Raw genomic sequence first — 22418 nt, forward strand, 5'->3', positions numbered from 1 at the left:
CGTACGTTGACCACCATCGACAAGAAGACGAGCGCGTCCGGCGCCACGAGCGCCGCGACCGCCCCACTCCTCGAAGTGCGCGACCTGCACGTCGAGTTCCACACCCGGGACGGCGTCGCCAAGGCCATCAACGGTGTGAGCTACAGCGTCGACGCCGGCGAGACCCTCGCCGTCCTCGGCGAGTCGGGCTCCGGCAAGTCGGTGACCGCCCAGGCCATCATGGGCATCCTCGACATGCCGCCCGGCCGCATCCCCAAGGGCGAGATCCTGTTCCACGGCGAGGACATGCTGAAGATGTCCGCCGAGGAGCGCCGCAAGATCCGCGGCCGCCGGATCGCGATGATCTTCCAGGACGCGCTCTCCGCGCTGAACCCGGTGCTGTCCGTCGGCTACCAGCTCGGCGAGATGTACCGGGTGCACCTGGGCCTGTCCCGCAAGGAGGCCAAGGCCAAGGCCATCGAGCTGATGGACCGGGTGAAGATCCCGGCCGCCGCGGCGCGGGTGAACGACTACCCGCACCAGTTCTCCGGCGGTATGCGCCAGCGCATCATGATCGCCATGGCGATGGCGCTGGAGCCGGACCTGATCATCGCGGACGAGCCGACCACCGCGCTCGACGTGACCGTCCAGGCCCAGGTCATGGATCTGCTCGCGGAGCTCCAGCGCGAGGAGAACATGGGTCTGATCCTGATCACCCATGACCTCGGTGTCGTCGCCGACGTCGCCGACAAGATCGCGGTCATGTACGCGGGCCGGATCGTCGAGCAGTCGCCGATCCACGACCTGTACAAGCGTCCCGCGCACCCGTACACCCGTGGTCTGCTCGACTCCATCCCGCGCCTGGACCAGAAGGGCCAGGAGCTGTACGCGATCAAGGGCCTGCCGCCCAACCTGATGAAGATCCCCACGGGCTGCGCCTTCAACCCGCGCTGCCCGAAGGCGACGGACATCTGCCGTACGGAGATCCCGGCCCTGGTGCCGGTGACGGAGCAGGACGGCGGCGAGCTGCCGGGCCGCGGCAGCGCGTGCCACTTCTGGAAGGAGACGATCCATGGCTGAGCTCAGGAAAGAGGACGAGGCCGTGGACGCGACCCCGAACGTCACCGAGGTGGAGACGGTCGAGGCGGCCACCGAGACCGCGGCCGTCGCCGCGATCGAGGCTCCGGTGGAGCGCGGTGAGCCGATCCTCCAGGTGCGGGGCCTGGTCAAGCACTTCCCGCTGACCCAGGGCATCCTGTTCAAGAAGCAGGTCGGCGCGGTCAAGGCCGTGGACGGGGTCTCCTTCGACCTCTACCAGGGCGAGACGCTCGGCATCGTCGGCGAGTCCGGCTGTGGCAAGTCCACGGTCGCGAAGCTGCTGATGATGCTGGAGACGGCGACCGCGGGTGAGATCTTCTACAAGGGCCAGGACATCACCAAGCTGTCCGGGCGTGCGCTGAAGGCGGTCCGCCGCAACATCCAGATGGTGTTCCAGGACCCGTACACCTCACTCAACCCGCGGATGACGGTGGGTGACATCATCGGCGAGCCCTTCGAGATCCACCCCGAGGTGGCTCCCAAGGGCGACCGGCGCCGCAAGGTGCAGGAGCTGCTCGATGTCGTCGGCCTGAACCCCGAGTACATCAACCGCTATCCGCACCAGTTCTCGGGCGGTCAGCGCCAGCGCATCGGCATCGCCCGCGGTCTGGCCCTGAACCCCGAGATCATCATCTGCGACGAGCCGGTCTCGGCGCTGGACGTCTCGGTGCAGGCGCAGGTCGTCAACCTGATGGAGAAGCTGCAGGACGAGTTCAACCTCTCGTACCTCTTCATCGCGCACGACCTGTCGATCGTCCGGCACATCTCCGACCGCGTCGGTGTGATGTACCTGGGCAAGATGGCGGAGATCGGCACCGACGTGCAGATCTACGACCACCCGACGCACCCCTACACCCAGGCGCTGCTGTCGGCCGTCCCCGTGCCGGACCCGGAGGCCCGCGAGGGCCGCGAGCGGATCATCCTCACCGGTGACGTCCCGTCGCCGGCGAACCCGCCGTCCGGCTGCCGCTTCCGCACCCGGTGCTGGAAGGCCGAGGACAAGTGCGCCACCGAGGTGCCGCTGCTGGCGATCCCGGAGCGCTTCCAGGGCTCCGACAGCCCGGCGGCGCACGAGTCGGCGTGCCACTTCGCCGAGGAGAAGGACGTCGTTCACGCGGCGTGACCTCCGGTAGGCACATGAGGGCGCCCCGGGCCGTGATCGGTCCGGGGCGCCCTCATGCATGCGGGTGGTGCGGCGCCCGGACGGCGGGGTAATGCGTGCGAGATCGCACCTTATGGGGTGATATGTGGGCCTAGGCGAGGTCGAAGACCGGACGAGGACCACGGGAGGCACCCATGCGCGGAGCCATGCACGTCAGGTCCGCCGCGTGCGCGGTGGCCGTCGCCCTCGCGGCGACCGCCTGCGGCGGCGGCAACGGGGCCGGCGGCGCCGACGGGATCGTCAGCTCCTCCTGGGGCGACCCGCAGAACCCGATCGAACCGGCCAACACCAACGAGGTCCAGGGCGGCAAGGTCCTCGACATGCTCTTCCGCGGCCTCAAGAAGTACGACCCGAAGACCGGCGAGGCCAAGGACATGGTCGCCGAGAAGATCGAAACCACCGACTCCCGGAACTTCACCGTCACCCTCAAGCCGGGATGGAAGTTCAGCAACGGAGAGCCGGTCACCGCCAAGTCCTTCACCGACGCCTGGAACTACGGCGCCCACGTCGACAACAAGCAGGCCAACTCGCCCTTCTTCAGCGACATCGTCGGCTACGAGGACGTCCACCCCGCCTCCGGCCCCGCCAAGGCCAAGACGATGCGCGGCCTGGTCGTCAAGGACGACCGAACCTTCACCGTCGCCCTGAAGGACACGTTCTCCACCTGGCCCGAGACCCTCGGCTACCAGGCGTTCGTCCCGCTGCCCCGGGTGTTCTTCACCGACCACGACGCCTGGCTCGCCAAACCCATCGGCAACGGCCCCTACACGGTCGAGTCGTACACCCGCGGCACCGGCATGAAGCTGCGCCGCTGGGACGGCTACACGGGCGAGGACAAGGCCCGGAACGGCGGCGTCGACCTCAACGTCTACACCGACAACAACACCGCCTACACCGACCTGATCGCCGGCAACCTCGACCTCGTCGACGACGTGCCCGCCCAACAGCTGAAGAACGTCGGGAACGACCTGGGCGACCGCTACATCAACCAGCCCGCCCTCATCATCCAGACCCTCGTCTTCCCGCTCTACCGGCCCGAGTGGAGCAAGCCCGGCACGGAGAAGGTCCGGCGCGGCCTGTCCATGGCGATCAACCGCGACGAGATCACCAAGCAGATCTTCCAGAACACCCGCACCCCCGCCCAGGACTGGACCTCACCCGCCCTCGGCGGCGACGGCGGCTACAAGGCGATCTGCGGCGATGCCTGCACCTACAACCCGACCGAGGCCAAGCGGCTCATCGAGGAGGGCGGCGGCCTCCCCGGCGGCAAGGTCACGCTCACCTCCAACGTCGACACCGGCTCGCACCGCGCCTGGATGGACGCCGTCTGCAACAGCGTCAACAACGCGCTCGGCCGGGGCGCCGTCTGCACCGTCAACCCCATCGGAACCTTCGCCGACTTCCGCAACCAGCAGACCACGTTCAAGCTCAGCGGCCCCTTCCGCTCCGGCTGGCAGGCCGACTACCCCCTCATCCAGAACTTCCTGGAGCCGCTCTACTACACCGGCGGTTCCTCCAACTACGGCAAGCTCAGCAACAAGGAGTTCGACGGCCTCGTCGACAAGGCCAACCGCGAAGCCGACCAGGGAACGGCCGTCAAGGACTTCCAGGCCGCCGAACAGATCCTCGCCGAACAGATGCCGGCCATCCCCCTCTGGTACCAGAACGGCAGCGCCGGCTACTCCGAGCGGCTCTCCGACGTCACCCTCAACCAGTTCAGCGTCCCGGTCTACGACCGGATCAAGGTCAGCTGACCCCCGCGATCCTCCGGAGCCCTCATGGGACGCTATGTGATCCGGCGGCTGCTCCAGATGGTCCCGGTGTTCATCGGCAGCACGTTCCTCATCTTCTTCATGGTGTACGCGCTCGGCGACCCCGTCGCGGCCCTCTTCGGCGACAAGGCGCCCGACCCCGCCACCGCCGCCCGCATCAGGGAGGACCTCCACCTCGACGAGCCGCTGTGGAAGCAGTACCTGCTCTACATGGGCGCGATCTTCCAGGGCGACTTCGGCACCGCTTTCAACGGCCAGCCGGTCACCGAGCTGATGGCCTCCGCCTTCCCCGTCACCCTGCGCCTCACCCTCGTCGCCATCGTCATCGAGATCGTCATCGGCATCACCCTGGGCGTCATCAGCGGCCTCAAGCGCGGCCGCCCCCTCGACACCGGCCTGCTCGTCCTCACCCTCGTCGTGATCTCCGTCCCCACCTTCGTCTCCGGCTACCTCCTCCAGTACCTCTTCGGCGTCACATGGGGCTGGGTACGCCCCTCCGTCTCCTCCGACGCCCGCATCGACGAGCTGATCCTCCCGGGCATCGTCCTCGCCCTGGTCTCCCTCGCCTACGTCACCCGGCTCAGCCGGACCTCCATCGCCGAGAACGTCCGCGCCGACTACGTACGCACCGCCATCGCCAAGGGCCTGCCGCGCCACCGGGTCATCACCCGCCATCTGCTGCGCAACTCCCTCATCCCGGTCGTCACCTTCATCGGCGCCGACATCGGTTCCCTGATGGGCGGCGCGATCGTCACGGAACGGATCTTCAATATCCACGGTGTCGGCTACCAGCTCTACCAGGGCATCCTGCGCAACAACGCGCCCACGGTCGTCGGGTTCGTGACGATCCTCGTCATCGTCTTCCTGGTGGCGAACCTGCTCGTCGACCTGCTCTACGCGGTCCTGGACCCGAGGATCCGGTATGCCTGAGCCCGACCCGTACGAGAACCCCAAGGAGGCCATCGCACCCACCGGCGCGGGCGGCGCCATGGACCTCGCCATGAGCGAGGCCGAGACACTGCGGACGACCACCGGCAGGCCCCGCAGCCTCTGGTCCGACGCCTGGCACCAGCTGCGCCGCAACCCCGTCTTCCTGGTGTCCGCGGCCCTCATCGTCTTCCTCGTCCTGATCGCCGCCTGGCCGCAGATCCTCACCAGCGCCGACCCGCTGCGCTGCGACCTGTCCAAGTCGCAACAGGGCTCCGCCCCCGGCCACCCCTTCGGATACGACACCCAGGGCTGCGACGTGTACACCCGCACCGTGTACGGGGCGCGGGCCTCCATCACGGTCGGCGTCTGCGCCACCCTCGGCGCCGCCCTCCTCGGCAGCCTGCTGGGCGGGCTCGCCGGGTTCTTCGGCGGCTGGTGGGACGCGACCCTGTCCCGGATCGCCGACGTGTTCTTCGGCATCCCCGTCGTCCTGGGCGGCCTGGTGTTCCTGTCCGTCGTCACCAGCTCCACCGTCTGGCCGGTGGTCGGCTTCATCGTGCTGCTCGGCTGGCCCCAGGTCGCCCGCATTGCCCGCGGTTCGGTCATCACCGCCACACAGAACGACTACGTCCAGGCCGCGCGGGCCCTCGGCGCCGGCAGCGGACGGATGCTGCTGCGGCACGTGGCACCCAACGCCGTCGCACCCGTCATCGTCGTCGCCACCATCGCCCTCGGCACGTACATCGCGCTGGAGGCCACCCTGTCCTTCCTCGGCGTCGGGCTCCGCCCGCCCACCGTCTCCTGGGGCATCGACATCTCCAACGCCGCCCCGCAGATCCGCAACGCCCCGCACATGCTGCTGTGGCCCGCCGGCGCCCTCAGCATCACCGTCCTCGCGTTCATCATGCTCGGCGACGCGGTGCGCGACGCCCTCGACCCCAAGCTGCGGTAGGCCCACCATGCTGCTCGAAGTACGTGACCTGTACGTGGAGTTCCGTACCCGGGACGGGGTGGCCAAGGCCGTCAACGGCGTGACCTACTCCGTCGACGCGGGGGAGACGCTCGCCGTGCTCGGCGAGTCGGGCTCCGGCAAGTCCGTCACCGCCCAGGCCGTCATGGGCATCCTCGACACACCGCCCGGCCGGATCACCGGCGGTGAGGTCCTCTTCCAGGGGCGTGACCTGCTGACGCTCAAGGAGGACGCCCGGCGCACGGTGCGGGGCGCCGAAATGGCGATGATCTTCCAGGACGCGCTGTCGTCGCTGAACCCCGTGCTCACCGTCGGCGACCAGCTCGGCGAGATGTTCGTCGTCCACCGAGGCATGTCCAGGAAGGACGCCCGCGCCAAGGCCGTCGAGCTGATGGACCGGGTCCGCATCCCCGCCGCCCGGGAACGCGTCGGCCAGTACCCGCACCAGTTCTCCGGCGGCATGCGCCAGCGCATCATGATCGCCATGGCGATGGCCCTGGAACCGGCCCTCATCATCGCCGACGAACCGACCACCGCCCTCGACGTCACCGTCCAGGCCCAGGTCATGGAACTCCTCGCCGAGCTCCAGCGGGAACTCGACATGGGCCTCATCCTGATCACCCACGACCTGGGCGTCGTCGCCGACGTCGCCGACCGGATCGCCGTGATGTACGCCGGACGGATCGTCGAGACCGCGCCCGTCCACGACATCTACAAGGCGCCCGCCCACCCCTACACCCAGGGGCTGCTCGACTCCATCCCACGCCTCGACCACAAGGGCCAGGAACTGTACGCCATCAAGGGCCTCCCACCGAACCTGACCGCCATCCCGCCCGGATGCCCCTTCCACCCGCGCTGCCCCCGCGCCCGGGACGTGTGCCGCGCCGACGTACCGCCGCTGCACCGGGTCTCCGAGGACCGGCGCAGCGCCTGCCACTTTTGGGAGGAGACGGCCAATGCCTCCCCTTCTTGAGGTCCGCGAGCTCGTCAAGCACTACCCGCTCACCCGCGGCATCCTGTTCAAGAAGCAGGTCGGCGCCGTCAAAGCGGTCGACGGGGTCTCCCTCGCCCTCGCCCCCGGCGAGACCCTCGGCATCGTCGGCGAGTCCGGCTGCGGCAAGTCCACGGTCGCCAAGATGCTCGTCAGCCTGGAGCGGCCCACGTCCGGGCAGATCCTCTACAAGGGCGAGGACATCACCAAGCTGTCGGGCCGCGCCCTGAGGGCGGTCCGCCGCAACATCCAGATGGTGTTCCAGGACCCGTACACCTCGCTCAACCCGCGGATGACGGTCGGTGACATCATCGGCGAGCCGTACGAGATCCACCCCGAGGTGGCTCCCAAGGGCGACCGGCGCCGCAAGGTGCAGGAACTGCTGGACGTCGTCGGGCTCAACCCCGAGTACATCAACCGCTACCCGCACCAGTTCTCCGGCGGGCAGCGCCAGCGCATCGGCATCGCCCGCGGGCTCGCCCTCCGGCCGGAGGTCATCGTGGCCGACGAGCCGGTCTCCGCCCTCGACGTCTCCGTCCAGGCGCAGGTCATCAACCTGATGGAGAAGCTCCAGGACGAGTTCGGCCTGAGTTACGTCTTCATCGCCCACGACCTGTCGATCGTCCGGCACATCTCCGACCGGGTCGGCGTGATGTACCTCGGGCGGATCGTCGAGACGGGTACGGACACCGAGATCTACGACCACCCCACGCACCCCTACACCCAGGCGCTGCTGTCCGCCGTCCCCGTCCCCGACCCCGAGGCGCGCGAACAGCGCGAGAGGCTCCTGCTGACCGGCGACGTGCCCTCGCCGACCGACATCCCCTCCGGCTGCCGCTTCCGCACCCGCTGCTGGAAGGCGCGCGAGCAGTGCGCCCTGGAGATCCCGCTGCTCGCCGTCCCCGCGGTCTTCCGGGACACCCGCACACCGGCGCGGCACGATTCGGCGTGCCACTTCGCGGAGGAGAAACAGGTCGTCCCCGGCGATCCACGAGGACAAATGGGCTGATCGCCACTCAAATCCGTTAACACGTAGGCAACTTGCCGGACCCCGTACCGATATACGGACGCGCCACTCTGAACAGCGTACGGCCGTGCGGGTGCCGTGGACCGGCCGGGGCGCGCCATGTCGCCCCGGCCGGTCGCCGTACTCCTAGGCCAGACCCAGTGACCGCTTCAGGAAGTCCACCTGGAGCAGCAGCAGGTTCTCGGCCACCTGCTCCTGGGGCGTCATGTGCGTCACGCCCGTCAGCGGCAGCACCTCATGGGGCCGACCGGCCGCCAGCAGCGCCGACGACAGCTTCAGCGTGTGTGCCGCCACCACATTGTCGTCCGCCAGTCCATGGATGATCATCAGCGGGCGGGTCGGGTTCTCCGGCGCCGACAGACCGTCGTCCGTGATCAGCGAGTTCTCCGCGTACACCTCCGGAGCCTCCTGGGGAAGACCCAGGTACCGCTCCATGTAGTGCGTGTCGTACAGCCGCAGGTCCGACATCGGCGCGCCCGCCACCGCCGCGTGGAACACATCCGGCCGCCGCAGCACGGCCATCGCCGCCAGGTAGCCGCCGAACGACCAGCCCCGCATCGCCACCCGTCCCAGATCCAGCGGGAACCGGTCCGCCAGCCCGTGCAGCGCCTCGATCTGGTCGTCCAGCGTCAGCGTCAGCCGGTCCTTGATCGCCTTCTCCCAGCCCGGCGAACGGCCCGGCGCGCCCCGCCCGTCCGCCACGACCACCGCGAAACCCTGCTCGGCGAACCACTGCGAGGTCAGGTGCGGATTGTGCGCCGCCACCACCCGCTGCCCGTGCGGCCCGCCGTACGGGTCCAGCAGCACCGGCAGCGGACCGTCACCCTCCCGGTGGTCCCGGGGCAGCAGCACCGCGCACGGGATGCGGTGCGGCCCCGACTCGGTGAGCGTCAGGCGCGGCGAGAGCACCGGCTTCTCCGCGTACGACGCCACCTCCGCCACCGGCTTGCCGTCCCGCAGTACCCGCACCGTCGTCCCCGGCTCACCGGGCCGCGCCGACGCCAGGACGGTCACCGCCCCCGACCGGACCGCGAAGTGGACTCCGGGGCCTTCGGAGACGCGTTCCACGCCCAGTTCGTTGACCCGGTACACATGAATCTCGCCAATTTCCGCCTCGGCGGCCTCCTCGCCCGCCGACGCCGACACCAGCACGTCGTTCTCACCCACGTCCAGGACCCCGCGGAGGTGGAGCTGCGCGCCCGTCAGAGTCCGGTCGCCGACCGCCAGCACCCGCGCCCCGCCCTCGTCGGCGATCCGCACCAGCCGCCCGTCCGGCGCCCACGCCGGCACCCCACCGAGCAGTTCCAGCCAATCCGGGTCCTCGTCGACATGCACCGTCCGGGTCGCCCCCGTCGCCGTGTCCACCGCCAGGTACAGCTGAGTGCGCTGGTCACGCGTCTGCACCAGCAACAGCGGCGCCCCACCGGACGACCAGTGCACCCGCGCCAGATAGGGGTAGCGCGCCCGGTCCCACTCGACCTCCGTACGGGTCCCGTCCAGGCCGAGCAGACAGAGCGACACCTCCGCGTCCGCGGTCCCCGCCGCCGGATAGGCCACCTTCACCGGCTCCCGGTCCGGATGCGCCGGATCCGAGATCCACCAGCGCTGTACGGGACTGTCGTCGGCCCGGGCGACCAGCAGCCGGTCCGATTCCGGCGCCCACCAGAAACCACGTGAACGGCCCATCTCCTCAGCCGCGATGAACTCCGCCAGCCCGTAGGTGACGTGCTCGTTCTCCGGCTCGGCCAGCGCCCGGTCGTCACCCTCGCCCCCGGCACCCGTCACCCGCAGGGCGCCCCCGGCCACGTACGCGACGTACCGCCCGTCCGGCGACGGCCGCGGGTCGATCACCGGACCCGGTACGCGCAGCTCACGCGCCGTCCCGGCCCTCAGCTCCGCCACGAACAGCCGCCCCGACAGCGCGAACGACGCCAACTCGACCGCCCCGTCGACCGCGTACCCCACGATGCCGCCCGCGCCCTCCCGGCTGCGCTCGCGGCGTGCCCGCTCCTCGGGCGACAACTCCTCCTCGGCGCCGCCCAGCAGCGCCTCCGGCTCGGCGGCCACACGCTCGCGCATGCCGTCGTCCAGGTCGAGGACCCACAGCAGGTTCGCTCTGTCGGTGCCGGAGGGGGAGCGGAGGAAGACGACCCGGGAGCCGTCGGGCGAGACGGTGAACGCCCGGGGGACACCAAGGGTGTAGCGCTGAGTCCGTGCGTACTGGCGAGGGAATGAGAGCTGTTGCCTGGAGGTCATACGACCGAAACTAGCGGTCGTGCGCCCCCATGTGCTGCCGTGCACCGATCGATGCGTGGGAACGGATAGTTATGATCCGTAGCGCCGGGTGGGTATGTACCCTCCGGCACGTGCGCCTGCCCGGTCCGGAACGAACACGTATGGAGGTGAACCGCCGTGGCACTCTCGATTTCGGCGGTGGTGCTGCTGGCGATCGTCGTCTTCCTGCTGATCCGGAAGTCCGGCCTGAAGGCCGGCCACGCGGTCGTCTGCATGCTCCTCGGCTTCTACCTGGCGAGTTCCTCCATCGCCCCGACCATCAGTGAGCTGACGACCAATGTGGCGGGCATGATCGGCGGCATCAAGTTCTAGACGCCGGGTTCCGGGGCGTGTCCTCTTAGAGTGTCCGTATGACGGAACTCCCCGCCCGTCGTCTGCTCCTGGTGCACGCGCACCCCGACGACGAGTCGATCAACAACGGCACCACCATGGCCAAGTACGCGGCCGAGGGTGCCCAGGTCACCCTGGTGACCTGCACACGCGGCGAGGAGGGCGAGGTCATCCCGCCCCACCTCGCCCATCTGGCACCCGACCGGGAGGACCGGCTCGGTCCCCATCGCGTCGGTGAACTGGCCGCCGCGATGAAGGAGCTGGGCGTCACCGACCACCGCTTCCTGGGCGGCCCCGGCCGGTTCCGCGACTCCGGGATGATGGGCGCCGAGCAGAACCACCGCGACGGCGCCTTCTGGAACACGGACGTGGACGACGCCGCCCCGTACCTCGTCGAGATCATCCGTTCCGTCCGCCCGCAGGTTCTTGTGACGTACGACCCGGACGGCGGCTACGGCCACCCCGACCACATCCAGGCCCACCGCGTCGCCATGCGCGCCGCCGAACTGGCCGCCGAGCCGGCCTTCCGGCGCGACCTCGGGGACGTCCACGAGATCGTCAAGGTCTACTGGAACCGGGTGCCGCGCACGGTCGCCGAAGAGGCGTTCGCCCACTTGCGGTCGTCCGGCGCCTTCCCGGAGATCGCCGCCGTCGACGACGTCCCGGGTGTCGTCGACGACGAGCTGATCACCGCCGAGATCGGCGGGGCGGACCACGCGGCACGGAAGGCCGCGGCCATGCGCGCCCACGCCACGCAAATCGCCGTTCAGGGGACTTTCTTCGCCCTCTCCAACAACCTGGGGCAGCCCATCTTCGCCACCGAGTACTACCAGTTGGTACGCGGCAGGCCGGGTGTCCCGGCAGGCCGGCGGGAGGACGACCTGTTCGCCGGGGTGGCGTCATGAGGGCCGCGCGGATCGCTTCGTACGCGGGCCTGGCCGTCCTCGGGGCCCTGGTCGGTCTCGCCGGGGCGCTGGTGCAATCGGCCTGGTTCCCCGCCGGGTTGCTGCTGGCGCTCGCCGCGTGCGCGGGACTCTTCTACGGCGGTCTGCGGGCCACGGGCACCCAGTTGGGCGTGGTGGCGCCGGGCGTCGGCTGGCTGCTCGCCGTCGTGCTGACGAGCCTCGGCCGACCCGAGGGCGACCAGCTCTTCTGGGGCGGTGTCGCCGAGCTGCTGTACGTCCTCGGAGGCATGGTCACCGCTGTGATGTGTGCCACGATCTCGCGGCTCCCGCATCGGGACGACCGAACAGGGTCACTTCGTACGTGACGTGCCCTGACTTGGGCCGGAATGACCGACCGGGTTCCCCTGGTCGTGGGATACCCGACGGCGGCGGCCAGTATGGTGGTGCGCGCCGCCGAGCGCCCGCACGTGTAAGAGCGGGCGGCGGAGCCAACCGGGAGAACCTGCTTTGAGTCGTGAAACTGACAGTTCGTCCTCCGGCCCCCAGGGGCGCGGCGGAGCCGCGTACCCCTCGGGTACACCGCCGTACGGATCGCGCCAGTATCCGTCGCTGCACCCGACGCAGGACGCACCGGAGGAGGGCGCCGGAGCCGCCGCCGCGGAGCCGGACGAGCCCAGGACCGAGACCACGCTGACCACCCGCATCCGGATCAACATCCCCGGGTCGCGGCCCATCCCGCCGGTCGTCGTACGCAAGCCGGTGAGCGAGACGGACAGAGCCGCTGCCGCTCCGGCCCCCCGTGCCGCCGCCGAGCGGCCGCCGGCGGCCGAGACGCCGAAGCCGGTGGAGGAACCTCCGGCGGACGAGAAGCCTGCCAGCGACTGGTTCGCCCCCCGCAAGCCCCCGGCTCCCGCGCCCGTGCCCGCGCCTTCGTCGGCGCCCGAGCCGGCGCAGCCGCCGGCTGGGCCTCCCGGCGCCGGGCCCTCCGCTTCCGGGGCTCCCGCGCCCGGGGCTCCCGCGCCCGCACAGCGCGCGGACGGTCCGCGTGGCGATGGCCCGCGTGGTGACGGTCCGCGTGGCGATGGCCCGCGTGGTGACGGCCTGCGCCCCGACGCGCGCCCGCACAGCTCCCTGGCGGACCTGGCGGCGGGCACGGCCGCCCCCGGCCGCCCGGCGCACGGGAACGGCCCGGCGCATCCCAGTGGCCCGACGACCGGCCCGGTGACCGGCAGCATGGGCGCCGTGCCGTGGATGTCCGACGACACCGCCGTCCTGACGCCGCAGAAGCCCGCGCCCGAGTCCGGGTTCGAGCCGGAGTACGAGCCCCCGTACGAGCCGGGCCCGCCGGCCGGCGGCCATGTCTCCGGCGACACACTCACCAGCGGCATCCCCGTGGTACCGCCGGAGCACCGCTCCCCGTCGCCGTTCCCGGTCTCCGGCCCGGCACAGGTCGCCGCCGACCGGGGCCCCGCGCCGTTCGACAGCCCGGAGCCGGTGGCCATTCCCGCGCCGCCCGCCCCTACCCCCGTGCCGTCGGCCGCCCCCGCGCCCGCGCCTGCCCGCGCGCAGAAGAAGGGCCGCTCCAAGCTGGTCCTCCTCGGCGTGGCGGCGGTCGTCCTGCTCGGTGTCGCCTACGGCGCCGGTCTGCTCCTCAACCACTCCGACGTACCCAAGGGCACCACGGTCCTCGGCGTCGACATCGGCGGCGGTACCAAGGAGCAGGCGGTCCAGAAGCTCGAAACCGCCTTCGGTGAGCGCGCCTCCGCCCCGCTGCAGCTCAGTGTGGGCGGCAAGAAGGAGGAACTGGCCCCGGAGAAGGCCGGGCTGTCCCTGGACGCCCAGGAGACCGTCCGTGCCGCCGCGGGCGCCGACTACAACCCGGTCTCCGTGATCGGCTCCCTCTTCGGCGGCGAGCGCGTCGCCCAGCCGGTCATCCCGGTCGACGAGGAGAAGCTGAGCGTCGCCCTCACCGACCTCGCGGGTACGTCCGGCTCGGTCGCCGAGGGCACGATCAGGTTCGAGCCGAACAAGGCCGTCGCCGTACCCGGCAAGGCCGGCAAGGCACTGGACGTCCAGCGCTCGATGATCTCGGTACGGGACGCGTACCGCGCCCAGGTCGAGACCGGCCGGACGGACCCGGTCGAACTGCCCGTCGTCACCAAGGAACCCACCATTACCCAGGCCGAACTGGACCGGGCGATGAAGGAGTTCGCCGAGCCCGCGATGTCCGGTCTCGTGACCATCAAGGCCGGCGGCAAGGAGATCCAGTTCGGCCCGTCCCGGTCCCTGCCGAAGATCCTGTCCATGAAGCCGATCAACGGCCGCCTGGTCGAGGTCTACAACAAGCAGGCGATCACCGAGCTCCTCGACGGTGTCTTCGAAGGGGTCATGATCACCAAGGGGGACGGCAAGCAGCACGAGGTCTCCGCCGACGACGTGGCCCACGCCATGCAGACGGCCCTGCTCGGCAAGACCCCCGCCGAGCGCACCGAGACGATCGAGCTCGACCCCCAGGGCTGACCCGACCGGCCTCCCCGTGCCCCAGGCCCCCCGCCCCGCCCGGGCGGGGGGCCTTTCGGGTGAGTCTGCGCGGACCGGGCATGCGTGGACGCCCGAGGGGTTACCGGTGCGGACATGACCGCTCAGCTCCGCCTCCGTGGCCTCTCCGTCGCCGCTGCCGTGTGCGCCGCCGCCGCGTCGGCCCCGCTCCTCACCGGCTGCGGGGACGCCCGGGAAATCACGCGCCGTTGCCGCCGCGCCGTCCCCGTACGGCAGCCCCACCGGCACCTCGTCACCGCGCCGCCCCACCCGGGACCAGGCGGAGCGCAAGGCCCTCATCCAGGCCACCAAGGTGCCGTGGGACAAGGCGGCCGGGACGGCGGTGGCCGGTGTACGTGAGGGCAGGCTCGCCGAGATCGAGCTCAAGTGGGCGCGTTCCGGCATCGGCAGCCCGAGCCCGGGCCCGCGTACCCCCGAGTGGGACTCCACCGTCGTCGCCCCCGACGGCACCGCCCACACCGTCCACGTCGACGCCGTCTCCGGCAAGGTGACCGAGTCGCGGGTCGACCCCGGGCAGGACCCGGACGACAAACGCGAACTCGCCGACCGGCTCGGCGCTGCCACGGTCACCCCGCAGCAGGCCGTCAAGACGGCCACCGACCGGAAGAAGGGCACGGTCACCGCCGTCCAACTGGACGACGTGGTCTGGTCCGTGGACGTCGTGACGACGAACGACTGGAACAAGACGACGTACGACATCGACGCGAAGACCGGCAAGATCGTGCGCGAACACGTCGACCGCGACTGACGCGGACCGGCGCTCGGGCGCCCCGGCGCGGGGGGGCGGGTCCCACCCATGGGTGGGGGGCGTGGCCCCTCCGGGCTCGCCTCCTCGAGGCCGGCGGCCCCGGGTCCCTCGGACGGGAACCCGGCCTTCGCCGCCGACCTCTGCGGGGGCGACCCTGCACGGCCCCGCCCCGGCCGTCGGCCGTCTGCGGGTGGGTGGGCGGGCGGGTGCGGTCCTGCCTTGGGTGTCGGCCGTCGGCCGTCGTTCGTCTGTTGGTGGGTGGGTGCGGTCCTGCCTTGGGGGTCGGCGTTTGGTGGGTGGGTGACCATGCGCGGTCCCGCCCCGGCCGTCGGTCGTCTGCGGGTGGGTGGGGGCGGCCTCGGCGTGGCGGTCAGTTGAGCATCGCGCGTGCCGCCCGGGCGCGGTGGCGGACCGTCTCCGCCACGGCCGGTTCGACGGGGGCCACCACTTCGGCGTACGCGTCCATCTCCGCCGCGCCCGTCAGGAAGTCGCCGCGCTGGACCAGCAGCTGGGCCCTTTCGTAGCGCAGCCGGGCGGGGTGCGCGGGCAGCAGCAGGGACAGCTCGACCGCCCACAGGGCCACGTCGGAGCGTTCCGGGCGTACGGACGCCCAGGCGCGGATGTTGTTGAGGATCCGCTGCATGATCTGCAACGGGTCCGAGGGGGTCAGCATCGACGGGTGCAGGCGCTCGCCGGTCGCCCCCGCCACCAGCAGCTCCGCGTCCGCCCCGGACAGGGCGCGGCCACCGGCGAAGGGGTCCGCCAGGACCTGCTCCTCGGGGTCGCCGAAACCGACCACGAAGTGTCCCGGGAGCGCCACCCCGTACACCGGGGCGCCCGCCCGCCGTGCGACCTCGATCCACACCACCGACAGCAGGATCGGCAGGCCCCGGCGGCGCCGCAGGACCTCGGGCAGCAGCGAGGCCTCCAGGTGCTGGTAGTCGCCGGGCGTGCCGTGGAAGCCGCACCGCTCGCCGAGGAGGTCGGCGAGCGCGGTCACCCAGGAGCGCGGTCCCCGCACCCCGTACGGCAGGAGCCCGGCCAGCCGGTCCAGCTCGATCTCGGCGGCGTCCATCCCGGCCTGCCCCAGCGCCGGATCCGCCTCCGCGCCCACCAGCAGGCACAGCGTCGCGAGGTCCGGCCGTTCCTCGCGGGCCTCCTCGGCGAACCGGCGGCGCCACTCGGTGGTGTGCATACGCGTCACGTACCCGCTTCGGGAGATCGGAAGTGGTGGTACAGGTGGTGGACGGTGAAGCCCATCCCTTCGTACAGGGCGAGGGCACCACCATTGTCCGACTCCACCTGGAGCCAGGCCGCGGACGCGCCCTCCTCCAGCGCCCGGCGGGCCAGCGCCGCCATGACGGCCGTGGCGAGGCCCCGCCTGCGGTACGCCGGGTCCACCTCGACCGCCATGAAGCCGGCCCACCGCCCGTCGACCACGCACCGCCCGATGGCGGCGGGCACGTCACCCTCGCCCGGCACGGTGGCGAACCACACCGACGGGCCGCTCTTCAGGACGTGCAGGACGTGGGGGCCGGGGACGCCCGAGCGGTTGTAGCGGCGCAGCCACGCCTCGTCCACGGACCGGGACAGCCGTACGTCACCCGGTTCCCGGTCGCCGATCGGCGCCAGGGCTCCGATCCGGACCTCCGCCGTGACCTCCCGGCGCCAGCCGCGCTCCTCCAGCGCCGCGCACAGCCGCTCCTGGGTGCCCTCGGCGCCGGTCGCGGTCTGGACGTACGGGGGCAGGCCCCGCTCCTCGTACCAGGCACGCGCGCGTGCCAGGGCGTCGTCCAGCGGCACGCCGGGATCACCGAGCGGCAGCACCGAATTGGCCCGGCGGGTGAACCCGCCGGCGGCCCGCAGGGTCCACTCGCCGAGCGGTTCGCTCTCCACCGGCTGCCAGGCCCTCGCGGTCGCCCTCGCGAGCTCCTCGAATCCGGCCGCAGGGCCCCTGCGGCGGGCGGGCGCGGCGGGCACGACCTTCCCCGCGACCAGGGACGATTCCGGAATGCGGACGGTCTCGCCGGTCCGTCGTGTGATCAGCAGCACACCCCCGGTCCATGATGTGAGAACACCAACCGTGTCGGTGAACTTCTCCGGCCGTGCTCCGGTGTCGCTCGACCGGCGGACGGAGACTCGTTTACCCACGTCAGAGGGGCTGATCCGGACCTCCAGCCGTCCGCCCGCAGTGAATTCCACAGCTGTGTCCGCCCCTCCTGTTCGGTTCCGTCCCAAGAACGGAGATACTAGGTGCGGGCATCGACGACGCCGCGCTCCCGCGCAAACAGCCCTACCGAGGAGGAACGACCAGCGTGACCTACGTCATCGCGCAGCCTTGTGTCGACGTCAAGGACAAGGCGTGCATCGAGGAGTGCCCCGTCGACTGCATCTACGAGGGCCAGCGGTCCTTGTACATCCACCCGGACGAATGCGTCGACTGCGGTGCTTGTGAGCCGGTCTGCCCGGTCGAGGCGATCTTCTACGAGGACGACACTCCCGAGGAGTGGAAGGACTACTACAAGGCGAACGTCGAGTTCTTCGACGATCTCGGTTCGCCCGGTGGCGCCTCGAAGCTGGGCCTGATCGAGCGCGACCACCCCTTCATCGCCGCCCTGCCGCCGCAGAACGGCTGATCGCGCATCCTCGGTCCCGTACGGCCCCGCCGCTGTACGGGACCGACGCGTATCACCCCTGAAGCAGAAGAAAGCGAGCACCGTGTCCTCCCCCGTCTCCTCACGCCTCCCCGTCTTCCCGTGGGACAGGCTCGAGCCGTACAAGAAGACGGCCATGTCCCACCCGGACGGCATCGTGGACCTGTCCGTCGGCACGCCGGTGGACCCCGTCCCCGAGGTGATCCGGCGGGCGCTGGTGGCCGCGGCGGACTCGCCGGGCTATCCGACGGTGTGGGGGACCCCCGAGCTGCGTGACGCGCTCACCGGCTGGTGCGAGCGGCGCCTCGGCGCACGCGGCTTCGCCCACAGCAACGTCCTGCCGGTCGTCGGCTCCAAGGAGCTGGTGGCCTGGCTGCCGACCCAGCTCGGCCTCGGCGCCGGGGACACGGTGGCCTACCCGCGGCTGGCCTACCCGACGTACGAGGTCGGCGCGCGGCTGTGCGGTGCGACGCCGGTCGTCTACGACGACCCGACGGAGCTGGACCCGGCCGGGCTGAAGCTGCTGTGGCTGAACTCGCCCTCCAACCCGACCGGCAAGGTCATCTCCAAGGACGAGCTGATCCGGATCGTCGCCTGGGCGCGTGAGCACGGCGTCCTCGTCTTCAGTGACGAGTGCTACCTGGAGCTCGGCTGGGAGACCGACCCCGTCTCCGTACTGCACCCCGACGTGTGCGGCGGATCGTACGAGGGGATCGTCGCCGTCCACTCGCTGTCCAAGCGGTCCAACCTGGCCGGCTACCGTGCCGCGTTCGTCGCGGGTGACGCGGCCGTGCTCGGCGAGCTGCTGCAGATCCGCAAGCACGGCGGGATGATGACGCCCGCCCCGGTGCAGGCGGCCACGGTCGCCGCGCTCGGCGACGACGCGCACGTGGCCGAGCAGCGGGCCCGGTACGCGGCGCGGCGCACGGCGCTGCGTACGGCCCTGGAGACGCACGGGTTCCGGATCGAGCACAGCGAGGCGAGCCTCTACCTGTGGGCGACCCGCGACGAGGCCTGCTGGGACACCGTGGCGTACCTGGCGTCCCTCGGGATCCTGGTCGCGCCCGGCGACTTCTACGGCGTGGCCGGTGAGCGGTTCGTGCGGGTGGCGTTCACCGCCACCGACGAGCGGGTCGAGGCTGCGGTCAAGCGGCTGGGCTGAGACGTGCGAAGGGCCCGGGGAGAGTGTGTGACTCCCCGGGCCCTTCGCGTACGAGCGGGCGGTTACTTGCCGAGCGCCGGCAGGGTCTGCACCGGCAGCTCCGCCGGCACGCCGCCGCCGAGCGCGTCGGTGGGCGCGGCGCCCGCGGCCCCGCCGACGATCTCGCCGGCGCCGCCGGCGGCGTCACCGGCGGCCTTCTGGGCGACGGGGGTGGCGGTCTCGCCCGCGGCGGGAACGGCCTGCTCGACCGTCTTGCCGCCGGCCTCGCCGACCATGCCGGTCGTGCTCGTGGAGGCGCCGCTGACGGTGTCGGTCGCCGAGGCGGTGTCGAGGCTGCTCACGCCGCCGAGCTGGGGGGCGTTGGGGAGGTCCACGGCGCTTGCGGAGCCGGCCGCACCGACCACGGGAGCTGCGCCCGCTGCGATCAGCAGCGCGGCACGGGCGATCCGACGGGTCAGGGGGAGGGACATGATGCTCCTTCGACGGGAGAGGTCGTTTGACTGTGGTGCCTGTCCGACGATCGGACGCTGTGACAACCGCTCGGAGGCCGGGGAAGGTTGCGGTGGCCCGAGGTAAAGAGTTGGTAATGCGTCGCATTATCGGCTCCGCCTAAACCCGGGCAAACGAGCAGACACATCTGGGAGGGAAGAACCGTCACTCCCCAATGCTCGTAAGGGAATTGGGGCGCGTCCGCGCACTGGGGGAGAATCGGCCGCCGACGCGATGACGAGTGCCTCACCCGAGTGAATTCCCGTACGTTTGCCCGGCCGGTCTTCGACCGCCCGCAGCCGGACGGACGGCCGGGGTGGGACCGCGCAGGGTCGCCCCCGCAGAGGATGGCGGCCCCGAAACGGCTCCCTCGCACGCGACCCGAGGCCGCCGGCCCGGAGGGGTCCCGCCCCACCCACGATCACCGCGGCGCTCGCGCCGGGCGCCCCGGCCGGGCCCGGCTACTTCGCGACGCGGATGCGGACCTCGTCCGTGCGTGCGGCGTCCTCCGGGGCGGGGCGCCAGCCGTCCTCCGACTGCTCCACGCTCCAGACACGGCCCGCGTACGAGACCTCCGCGAGCCCGAGGGCGTCCGCCTGGGCCACCGCCCACTGCGCCAGCTCCCAGCCGCCCCGCGAACCGCCGCCGGGCGTCGCGCCCCGGGGGCCGGCCGAACCGGCGGTCATGCTCCGCACCGGTACGGAGATGTCGGGCGCCGCCCCGCCCGGGGGCAGCTCACCGAACGCCCGCTTCACCTCCGCCCGTACCTTCGCCGGATCGCCGGCCCGCACGGGCCCCCTGCCGGACGTGCATGTCAGTGACGCGGGCGCGCGGCCGGTGAGGGCGGCGGCGAGCAGCGAGGCGTCCGGCTCGTGCTTCGCGTACGCCTGCGGGAACCCGCTGCGCTGCACGCGCTGCGCGGCGACGGTCAGCGGGAGCCGGGAGTAGCCCGGGACCTTGGCGAGGTGGTCGTAGAACTTCCCGGCCGAGAAGACCGGGTCGAGGATCTGCCTCTCGGTGCCCCACCCCTGCGAGGGGCGCTGCTGGAACAGGCCGAGGGAGTCGCGGTCGCCGTACCGGATGTTGCGCAGGGCGGACTCCTGCAGGGCGGTCGCCAGGGCGATGGTGACCGCGCGCTCGGGCATCCCGCGCGACGTCCCGACGGCGGAGATCGTCGCGGCGTTGGAGGCCTGCTCGGGCGTGAAGCGGTAGGTGTTGCTCCCGCTGCCCACGACGCAGTGCGGCGCGTCCTTGCCGCCTGTCACGTACTGCACGACCACGTACGCGATCACCGCCAGCAGCACGGCGAGCGCGACGGCGATCCTCAGGCGGCGAGGTCGGCGAGGGCGGGTGGACTCGGACACGCAGCCCACCGTACTGGAGGCCGGGATAGGCTCGGCACCATGTCCGAGACCATGCCCGCCACCCTGCTGGACCTCACCCAGGACGGCCCGGCGCTGACCGCCGCGCTCGTCGACTTCCCCTCGGTCAGCGGCACCGAGAAGCCCCTTGCCGACGCGATCGAGCAGGCGCTGCGCACACTGCCGCACCTGACGGTCGACCGGTACGGCAACAACGTCGTCGCCCGGACGAACCTGGGCCGGGCCGAGCGGGTCGTCCTGGCCGGACACATCGACACCGTGCCGATCGCCGACAACGTCCCCTCGCGGCTCGACGAGAACGGCGTCCTGTGGGGCTGCGGCACCTCGGACATGAAGTCCGGCGTCGCCGTCCAGCTGCGCATCGCCGCGACGGTCCCCGAGCCCAACCGCGACCTGACCTTCGTCTTCTACGACAACGAAGAGGTCGCCGCCCACCTGAACGGTCTGGGGCATGTGGCCGCCGCACACCCCGAGTGGCTGGAAGGCGACTTCGCCGTCCTGCTGGAGCCGTCCGACGGCCAGGTGGAGGGCGGCTGCCAAGGGACGCTGCGGGTCCATCTGCGTACCAAGGGCGAGCGCGCCCACTCCGCGCGGAGCTGGATGGGGTCCAACGCCATCCACGCCGCCGCCCCCATCCTCGCCAGGCTGGCCGCCTACGAACCGCGCCGCCCGGTGATCGACGGGCTCGAGTACCACGAGGGCCTCAACGCCGTCGGGATCGAGGGCGGCGTCGCCACCAACGTCATCCCCGACGAGTGCACCGTGATCGTCAACTACCGCTACGCGCCCGACCGCTCCATGGAGGAGGCCGAGGCCCACGTGCGTGAGGTGTTCGCGGACTGCGGCGTGGACGAGTTCGTGGTGGACGACCACACGGGCGGCGCCCTGCCGGGCCTGTCGCACCCGGCCGCCGCGGCCTTCATGGCGGCGGTCGGCGGTACCGCGCAGCCCAAGTTCGGCTGGACGGACGTGTCCCGGTTCAGCGCTCTGGGCGTGCCCGCCGTCAACTACGGCCCGGGTGACGCGCTCTTCGCGCACAAGCGGGACGAGCACGTCGCCGTCGACAAGATCACGCACTGTGAACGCCGACTGTACGACTGGCTCACTGCCTGACCTCCGTAATTTCGCCTTTTGTCACGCCCGTCGCCCTACCCTGAGCGGGAAACGATGTTCAGCGGAGGGAGCGGATCATGGGCAACCCCGAGGCCGAGGCCGAAGGACTGCGAGCGCTGGCCGAGCAGCGGCTGGGGCCGGTACTGCGCCGCCGGGAGCAGGTCCAGCCCGGCACCACCGATCAGCGGCTGCTGGACACCGCGGGCGACTCCGAGTGGGTCCACACCGACCCGTGGCGCGTGATGCGCATCCAGTCGGAGTTCGTGGAGGGCTTCGGCGCCCTCGCCGAACTTCCCAGCGCGATCAGCGTCTTCGGCTCGGCCCGCACCGCGGAGGGCACGCCGGAGTACGAGGCGGGCGTGCGGATCGGCCGGGCGCTGGTCGAGGCGGGCTTCGCGGTGATCACGGGCGGCGGCCCGGGCGCCATGGAGGCCGCGAACAAGGGTGCCCGGGAGGCGAAGGGCATCTCGGTGGGCCTCGGCATCGAGCTGCCCTTCGAGCAGGGCCTCAACCCGCACGTCGACATCGGGGTCAACTTCCGCTACTTCTTCGTACGGAAGACGATGTTCGTCAAGTACGCCCAGGGCTTCGTCGTCCTGCCGGGCGGGCTCGGCACCCTCGACGAGCTCTTCGAGGCCCTCACCCTCGTCCAGACGCGGAAGGTGACCCGCTTCCCGATCGTGCTGTTCGGGACCGAGTACTGGAGCGGTCTGGTCGACTGGCTCCGCGGCACGGTCATCGCCCAGGGCAAGGCCTCGGAGCACGACCTCATGCTCTTCCACGTCACGGACGACGTCGACGAGGCGGTCGCCCTGGTCACCAAGGAGACCGGACCCGGCCGCCCCTGACGGG

At 71.3% G+C, this 22418-nt stretch carries 21 protein-coding genes; 16 read left to right on the forward strand and 5 right to left on the reverse strand.

Annotated elements, in window-relative coordinates; translation table 11 throughout:
- Positions 1 to 6 precede the first annotated feature (6 nt).
- The 7 genes from ACZ6C1_RS00320 to ACZ6C1_RS00350 all read left to right on the forward strand — a co-directional run bounded on the left by ACZ6C1_RS00320 (position 7) and on the right by ACZ6C1_RS00350 (position 7911).
- Entirely contained in the window at positions 7 to 1059 is a 1053-nt protein-coding gene (locus ACZ6C1_RS00320; protein ID WP_469236373.1) for an ABC transporter ATP-binding protein, read from the forward strand.
- On the forward strand, positions 1052 to 2200 hold the full coding sequence (locus ACZ6C1_RS00325) for an ABC transporter ATP-binding protein (RefSeq protein ID WP_469236374.1): 1149 nt from the start codon (positions 1052 to 1054) through the stop codon (positions 2198 to 2200). The genes ACZ6C1_RS00320 and ACZ6C1_RS00325 overlap by 8 nt, the downstream gene beginning before the upstream one ends.
- 173 nt (positions 2201 to 2373) lie before the next feature.
- Positions 2374 to 3993 (forward strand): peptide ABC transporter substrate-binding protein, encoded by a 1620-nt coding sequence (locus tag ACZ6C1_RS00330; RefSeq protein ID WP_469236375.1) that lies wholly within the window; start codon positions 2374 to 2376, stop codon positions 3991 to 3993.
- Positions 3994 to 4017: 24 nt separating this feature from the next.
- On the forward strand, positions 4018 to 4941 hold the full coding sequence (locus ACZ6C1_RS00335) for an ABC transporter permease (RefSeq protein WP_469236376.1): 924 nt from the start codon (positions 4018 to 4020) through the stop codon (positions 4939 to 4941).
- Positions 4934 to 5893 (forward strand): ABC transporter permease, encoded by a 960-nt coding sequence (locus ACZ6C1_RS00340; protein ID WP_469236377.1) that lies wholly within the window; start codon positions 4934 to 4936, stop codon positions 5891 to 5893. Before ACZ6C1_RS00335 ends, ACZ6C1_RS00340 begins: the two co-directional genes overlap by 8 nt.
- A gap of 7 nt (positions 5894 to 5900) precedes the next feature.
- Entirely contained in the window at positions 5901 to 6884 is a 984-nt protein-coding gene (locus ACZ6C1_RS00345; RefSeq protein ID WP_469236378.1) for an ABC transporter ATP-binding protein, read from the forward strand.
- Entirely contained in the window at positions 6868 to 7911 is a 1044-nt protein-coding gene (locus ACZ6C1_RS00350; protein ID WP_469236379.1) for an ABC transporter ATP-binding protein, read from the forward strand. Before ACZ6C1_RS00345 ends, ACZ6C1_RS00350 begins: the two co-directional genes overlap by 17 nt.
- A gap of 144 nt (positions 7912 to 8055) precedes the next feature.
- On the opposite strand, the gene ACZ6C1_RS00355 is transcribed toward ACZ6C1_RS00350, so the two are convergent.
- Positions 8056 to 10185, reverse strand: a complete 2130-nt coding sequence (locus tag ACZ6C1_RS00355; protein ID WP_469236380.1) for a S9 family peptidase — start codon at positions 10183 to 10185, stop codon at positions 8056 to 8058.
- A 156-nt stretch (positions 10186 to 10341) separates the two neighbouring features.
- On the opposite strand from ACZ6C1_RS00355, the gene ACZ6C1_RS00360 reads away from it, so the two are divergent.
- The 5 genes from ACZ6C1_RS00360 to ACZ6C1_RS00380 all read left to right on the forward strand — a co-directional run bounded on the left by ACZ6C1_RS00360 (position 10342) and on the right by ACZ6C1_RS00380 (position 14766).
- Positions 10342 to 10536 (forward strand): hypothetical protein, encoded by a 195-nt coding sequence (locus ACZ6C1_RS00360; protein ID WP_189550932.1) that lies wholly within the window; start codon positions 10342 to 10344, stop codon positions 10534 to 10536.
- A gap of 38 nt (positions 10537 to 10574) precedes the next feature.
- A complete protein-coding gene (mshB, locus tag ACZ6C1_RS00365; protein WP_469236381.1) occupies positions 10575 to 11459 on the forward strand; it encodes an N-acetyl-1-D-myo-inositol-2-amino-2-deoxy-alpha-D-glucopyranoside deacetylase in 885 nt (294 codons plus the stop codon).
- The gene (locus ACZ6C1_RS00370) at positions 11456 to 11824 is read left to right on the forward strand and encodes a DUF6113 family protein (RefSeq protein WP_469236382.1); all 369 of its coding nucleotides are present in this window, start codon (positions 11456 to 11458) and stop codon (positions 11822 to 11824) included. Before mshB ends, ACZ6C1_RS00370 begins: the two co-directional genes overlap by 4 nt.
- A gap of 142 nt (positions 11825 to 11966) precedes the next feature.
- Positions 11967 to 13979, forward strand: a complete 2013-nt coding sequence (locus ACZ6C1_RS00375; protein ID WP_469236383.1) for a hypothetical protein — start codon at positions 11967 to 11969, stop codon at positions 13977 to 13979.
- A 136-nt stretch (positions 13980 to 14115) separates the two neighbouring features.
- Positions 14116 to 14766: a PepSY domain-containing protein gene (locus tag ACZ6C1_RS00380; RefSeq protein ID WP_469236384.1), complete on the forward strand. Its 651-nt coding sequence runs from the start codon at positions 14116 to 14118 to the stop codon at positions 14764 to 14766.
- 370 nt (positions 14767 to 15136) lie between these two features.
- Here ACZ6C1_RS00380 and ACZ6C1_RS00385 read toward each other — a convergent pair whose 3' ends face one another.
- Both ACZ6C1_RS00385 and ACZ6C1_RS00390 read right to left on the reverse strand, forming a co-directional pair.
- Positions 15137 to 15961 (reverse strand): transglutaminase family protein, encoded by an 825-nt coding sequence (locus ACZ6C1_RS00385; RefSeq protein ID WP_469236385.1) that lies wholly within the window; start codon positions 15959 to 15961, stop codon positions 15137 to 15139.
- Positions 15962 to 15966: 5 nt separating this feature from the next.
- Positions 15967 to 16968, reverse strand: a complete 1002-nt coding sequence (locus ACZ6C1_RS00390) for a GNAT family N-acetyltransferase (RefSeq protein ID WP_469236386.1) — start codon at positions 16966 to 16968, stop codon at positions 15967 to 15969.
- Between the two features lie 113 nt (positions 16969 to 17081).
- Between ACZ6C1_RS00390 and fdxA the strand changes: the two genes are divergently transcribed.
- Both fdxA and ACZ6C1_RS00400 read left to right on the forward strand, forming a co-directional pair.
- Complete coding sequence (gene fdxA / locus ACZ6C1_RS00395; RefSeq protein ID WP_031078476.1) at positions 17082 to 17402, forward strand: ferredoxin; 321 nt, start codon at positions 17082 to 17084, stop codon at positions 17400 to 17402.
- Between the two features lie 82 nt (positions 17403 to 17484).
- Entirely contained in the window at positions 17485 to 18582 is a 1098-nt protein-coding gene (locus ACZ6C1_RS00400; RefSeq protein ID WP_469236387.1) for a bifunctional succinyldiaminopimelate transaminase/glutamate-prephenate aminotransferase, read from the forward strand.
- A 62-nt stretch (positions 18583 to 18644) separates the two neighbouring features.
- Here ACZ6C1_RS00400 and ACZ6C1_RS00405 read toward each other — a convergent pair whose 3' ends face one another.
- On the reverse strand, positions 18645 to 19052 hold the full coding sequence (locus tag ACZ6C1_RS00405; protein WP_469236388.1) for an ATP-binding protein: 408 nt from the start codon (positions 19050 to 19052) through the stop codon (positions 18645 to 18647).
- A 480-nt stretch (positions 19053 to 19532) separates the two neighbouring features.
- On the reverse strand, positions 19533 to 20444 hold the full coding sequence (locus tag ACZ6C1_RS00410) for a VldE C-terminal domain-containing protein (protein ID WP_469236389.1): 912 nt from the start codon (positions 20442 to 20444) through the stop codon (positions 19533 to 19535).
- 42 nt (positions 20445 to 20486) lie between these two features.
- On the opposite strand from ACZ6C1_RS00410, the gene dapE reads away from it, so the two are divergent.
- Both dapE and ACZ6C1_RS00420 read left to right on the forward strand, forming a co-directional pair.
- The gene (gene dapE / locus ACZ6C1_RS00415) at positions 20487 to 21566 is read left to right on the forward strand and encodes a succinyl-diaminopimelate desuccinylase (RefSeq protein ID WP_469237136.1); all 1080 of its coding nucleotides are present in this window, start codon (positions 20487 to 20489) and stop codon (positions 21564 to 21566) included.
- 77 nt (positions 21567 to 21643) lie between these two features.
- Complete coding sequence (locus tag ACZ6C1_RS00420; RefSeq protein ID WP_469236390.1) at positions 21644 to 22414, forward strand: LOG family protein; 771 nt, start codon at positions 21644 to 21646, stop codon at positions 22412 to 22414.
- Positions 22415 to 22418: the final 4 nt, after the last annotated feature.

Source organism: Streptomyces sp. NPDC041796, from assembly GCF_055590785.1.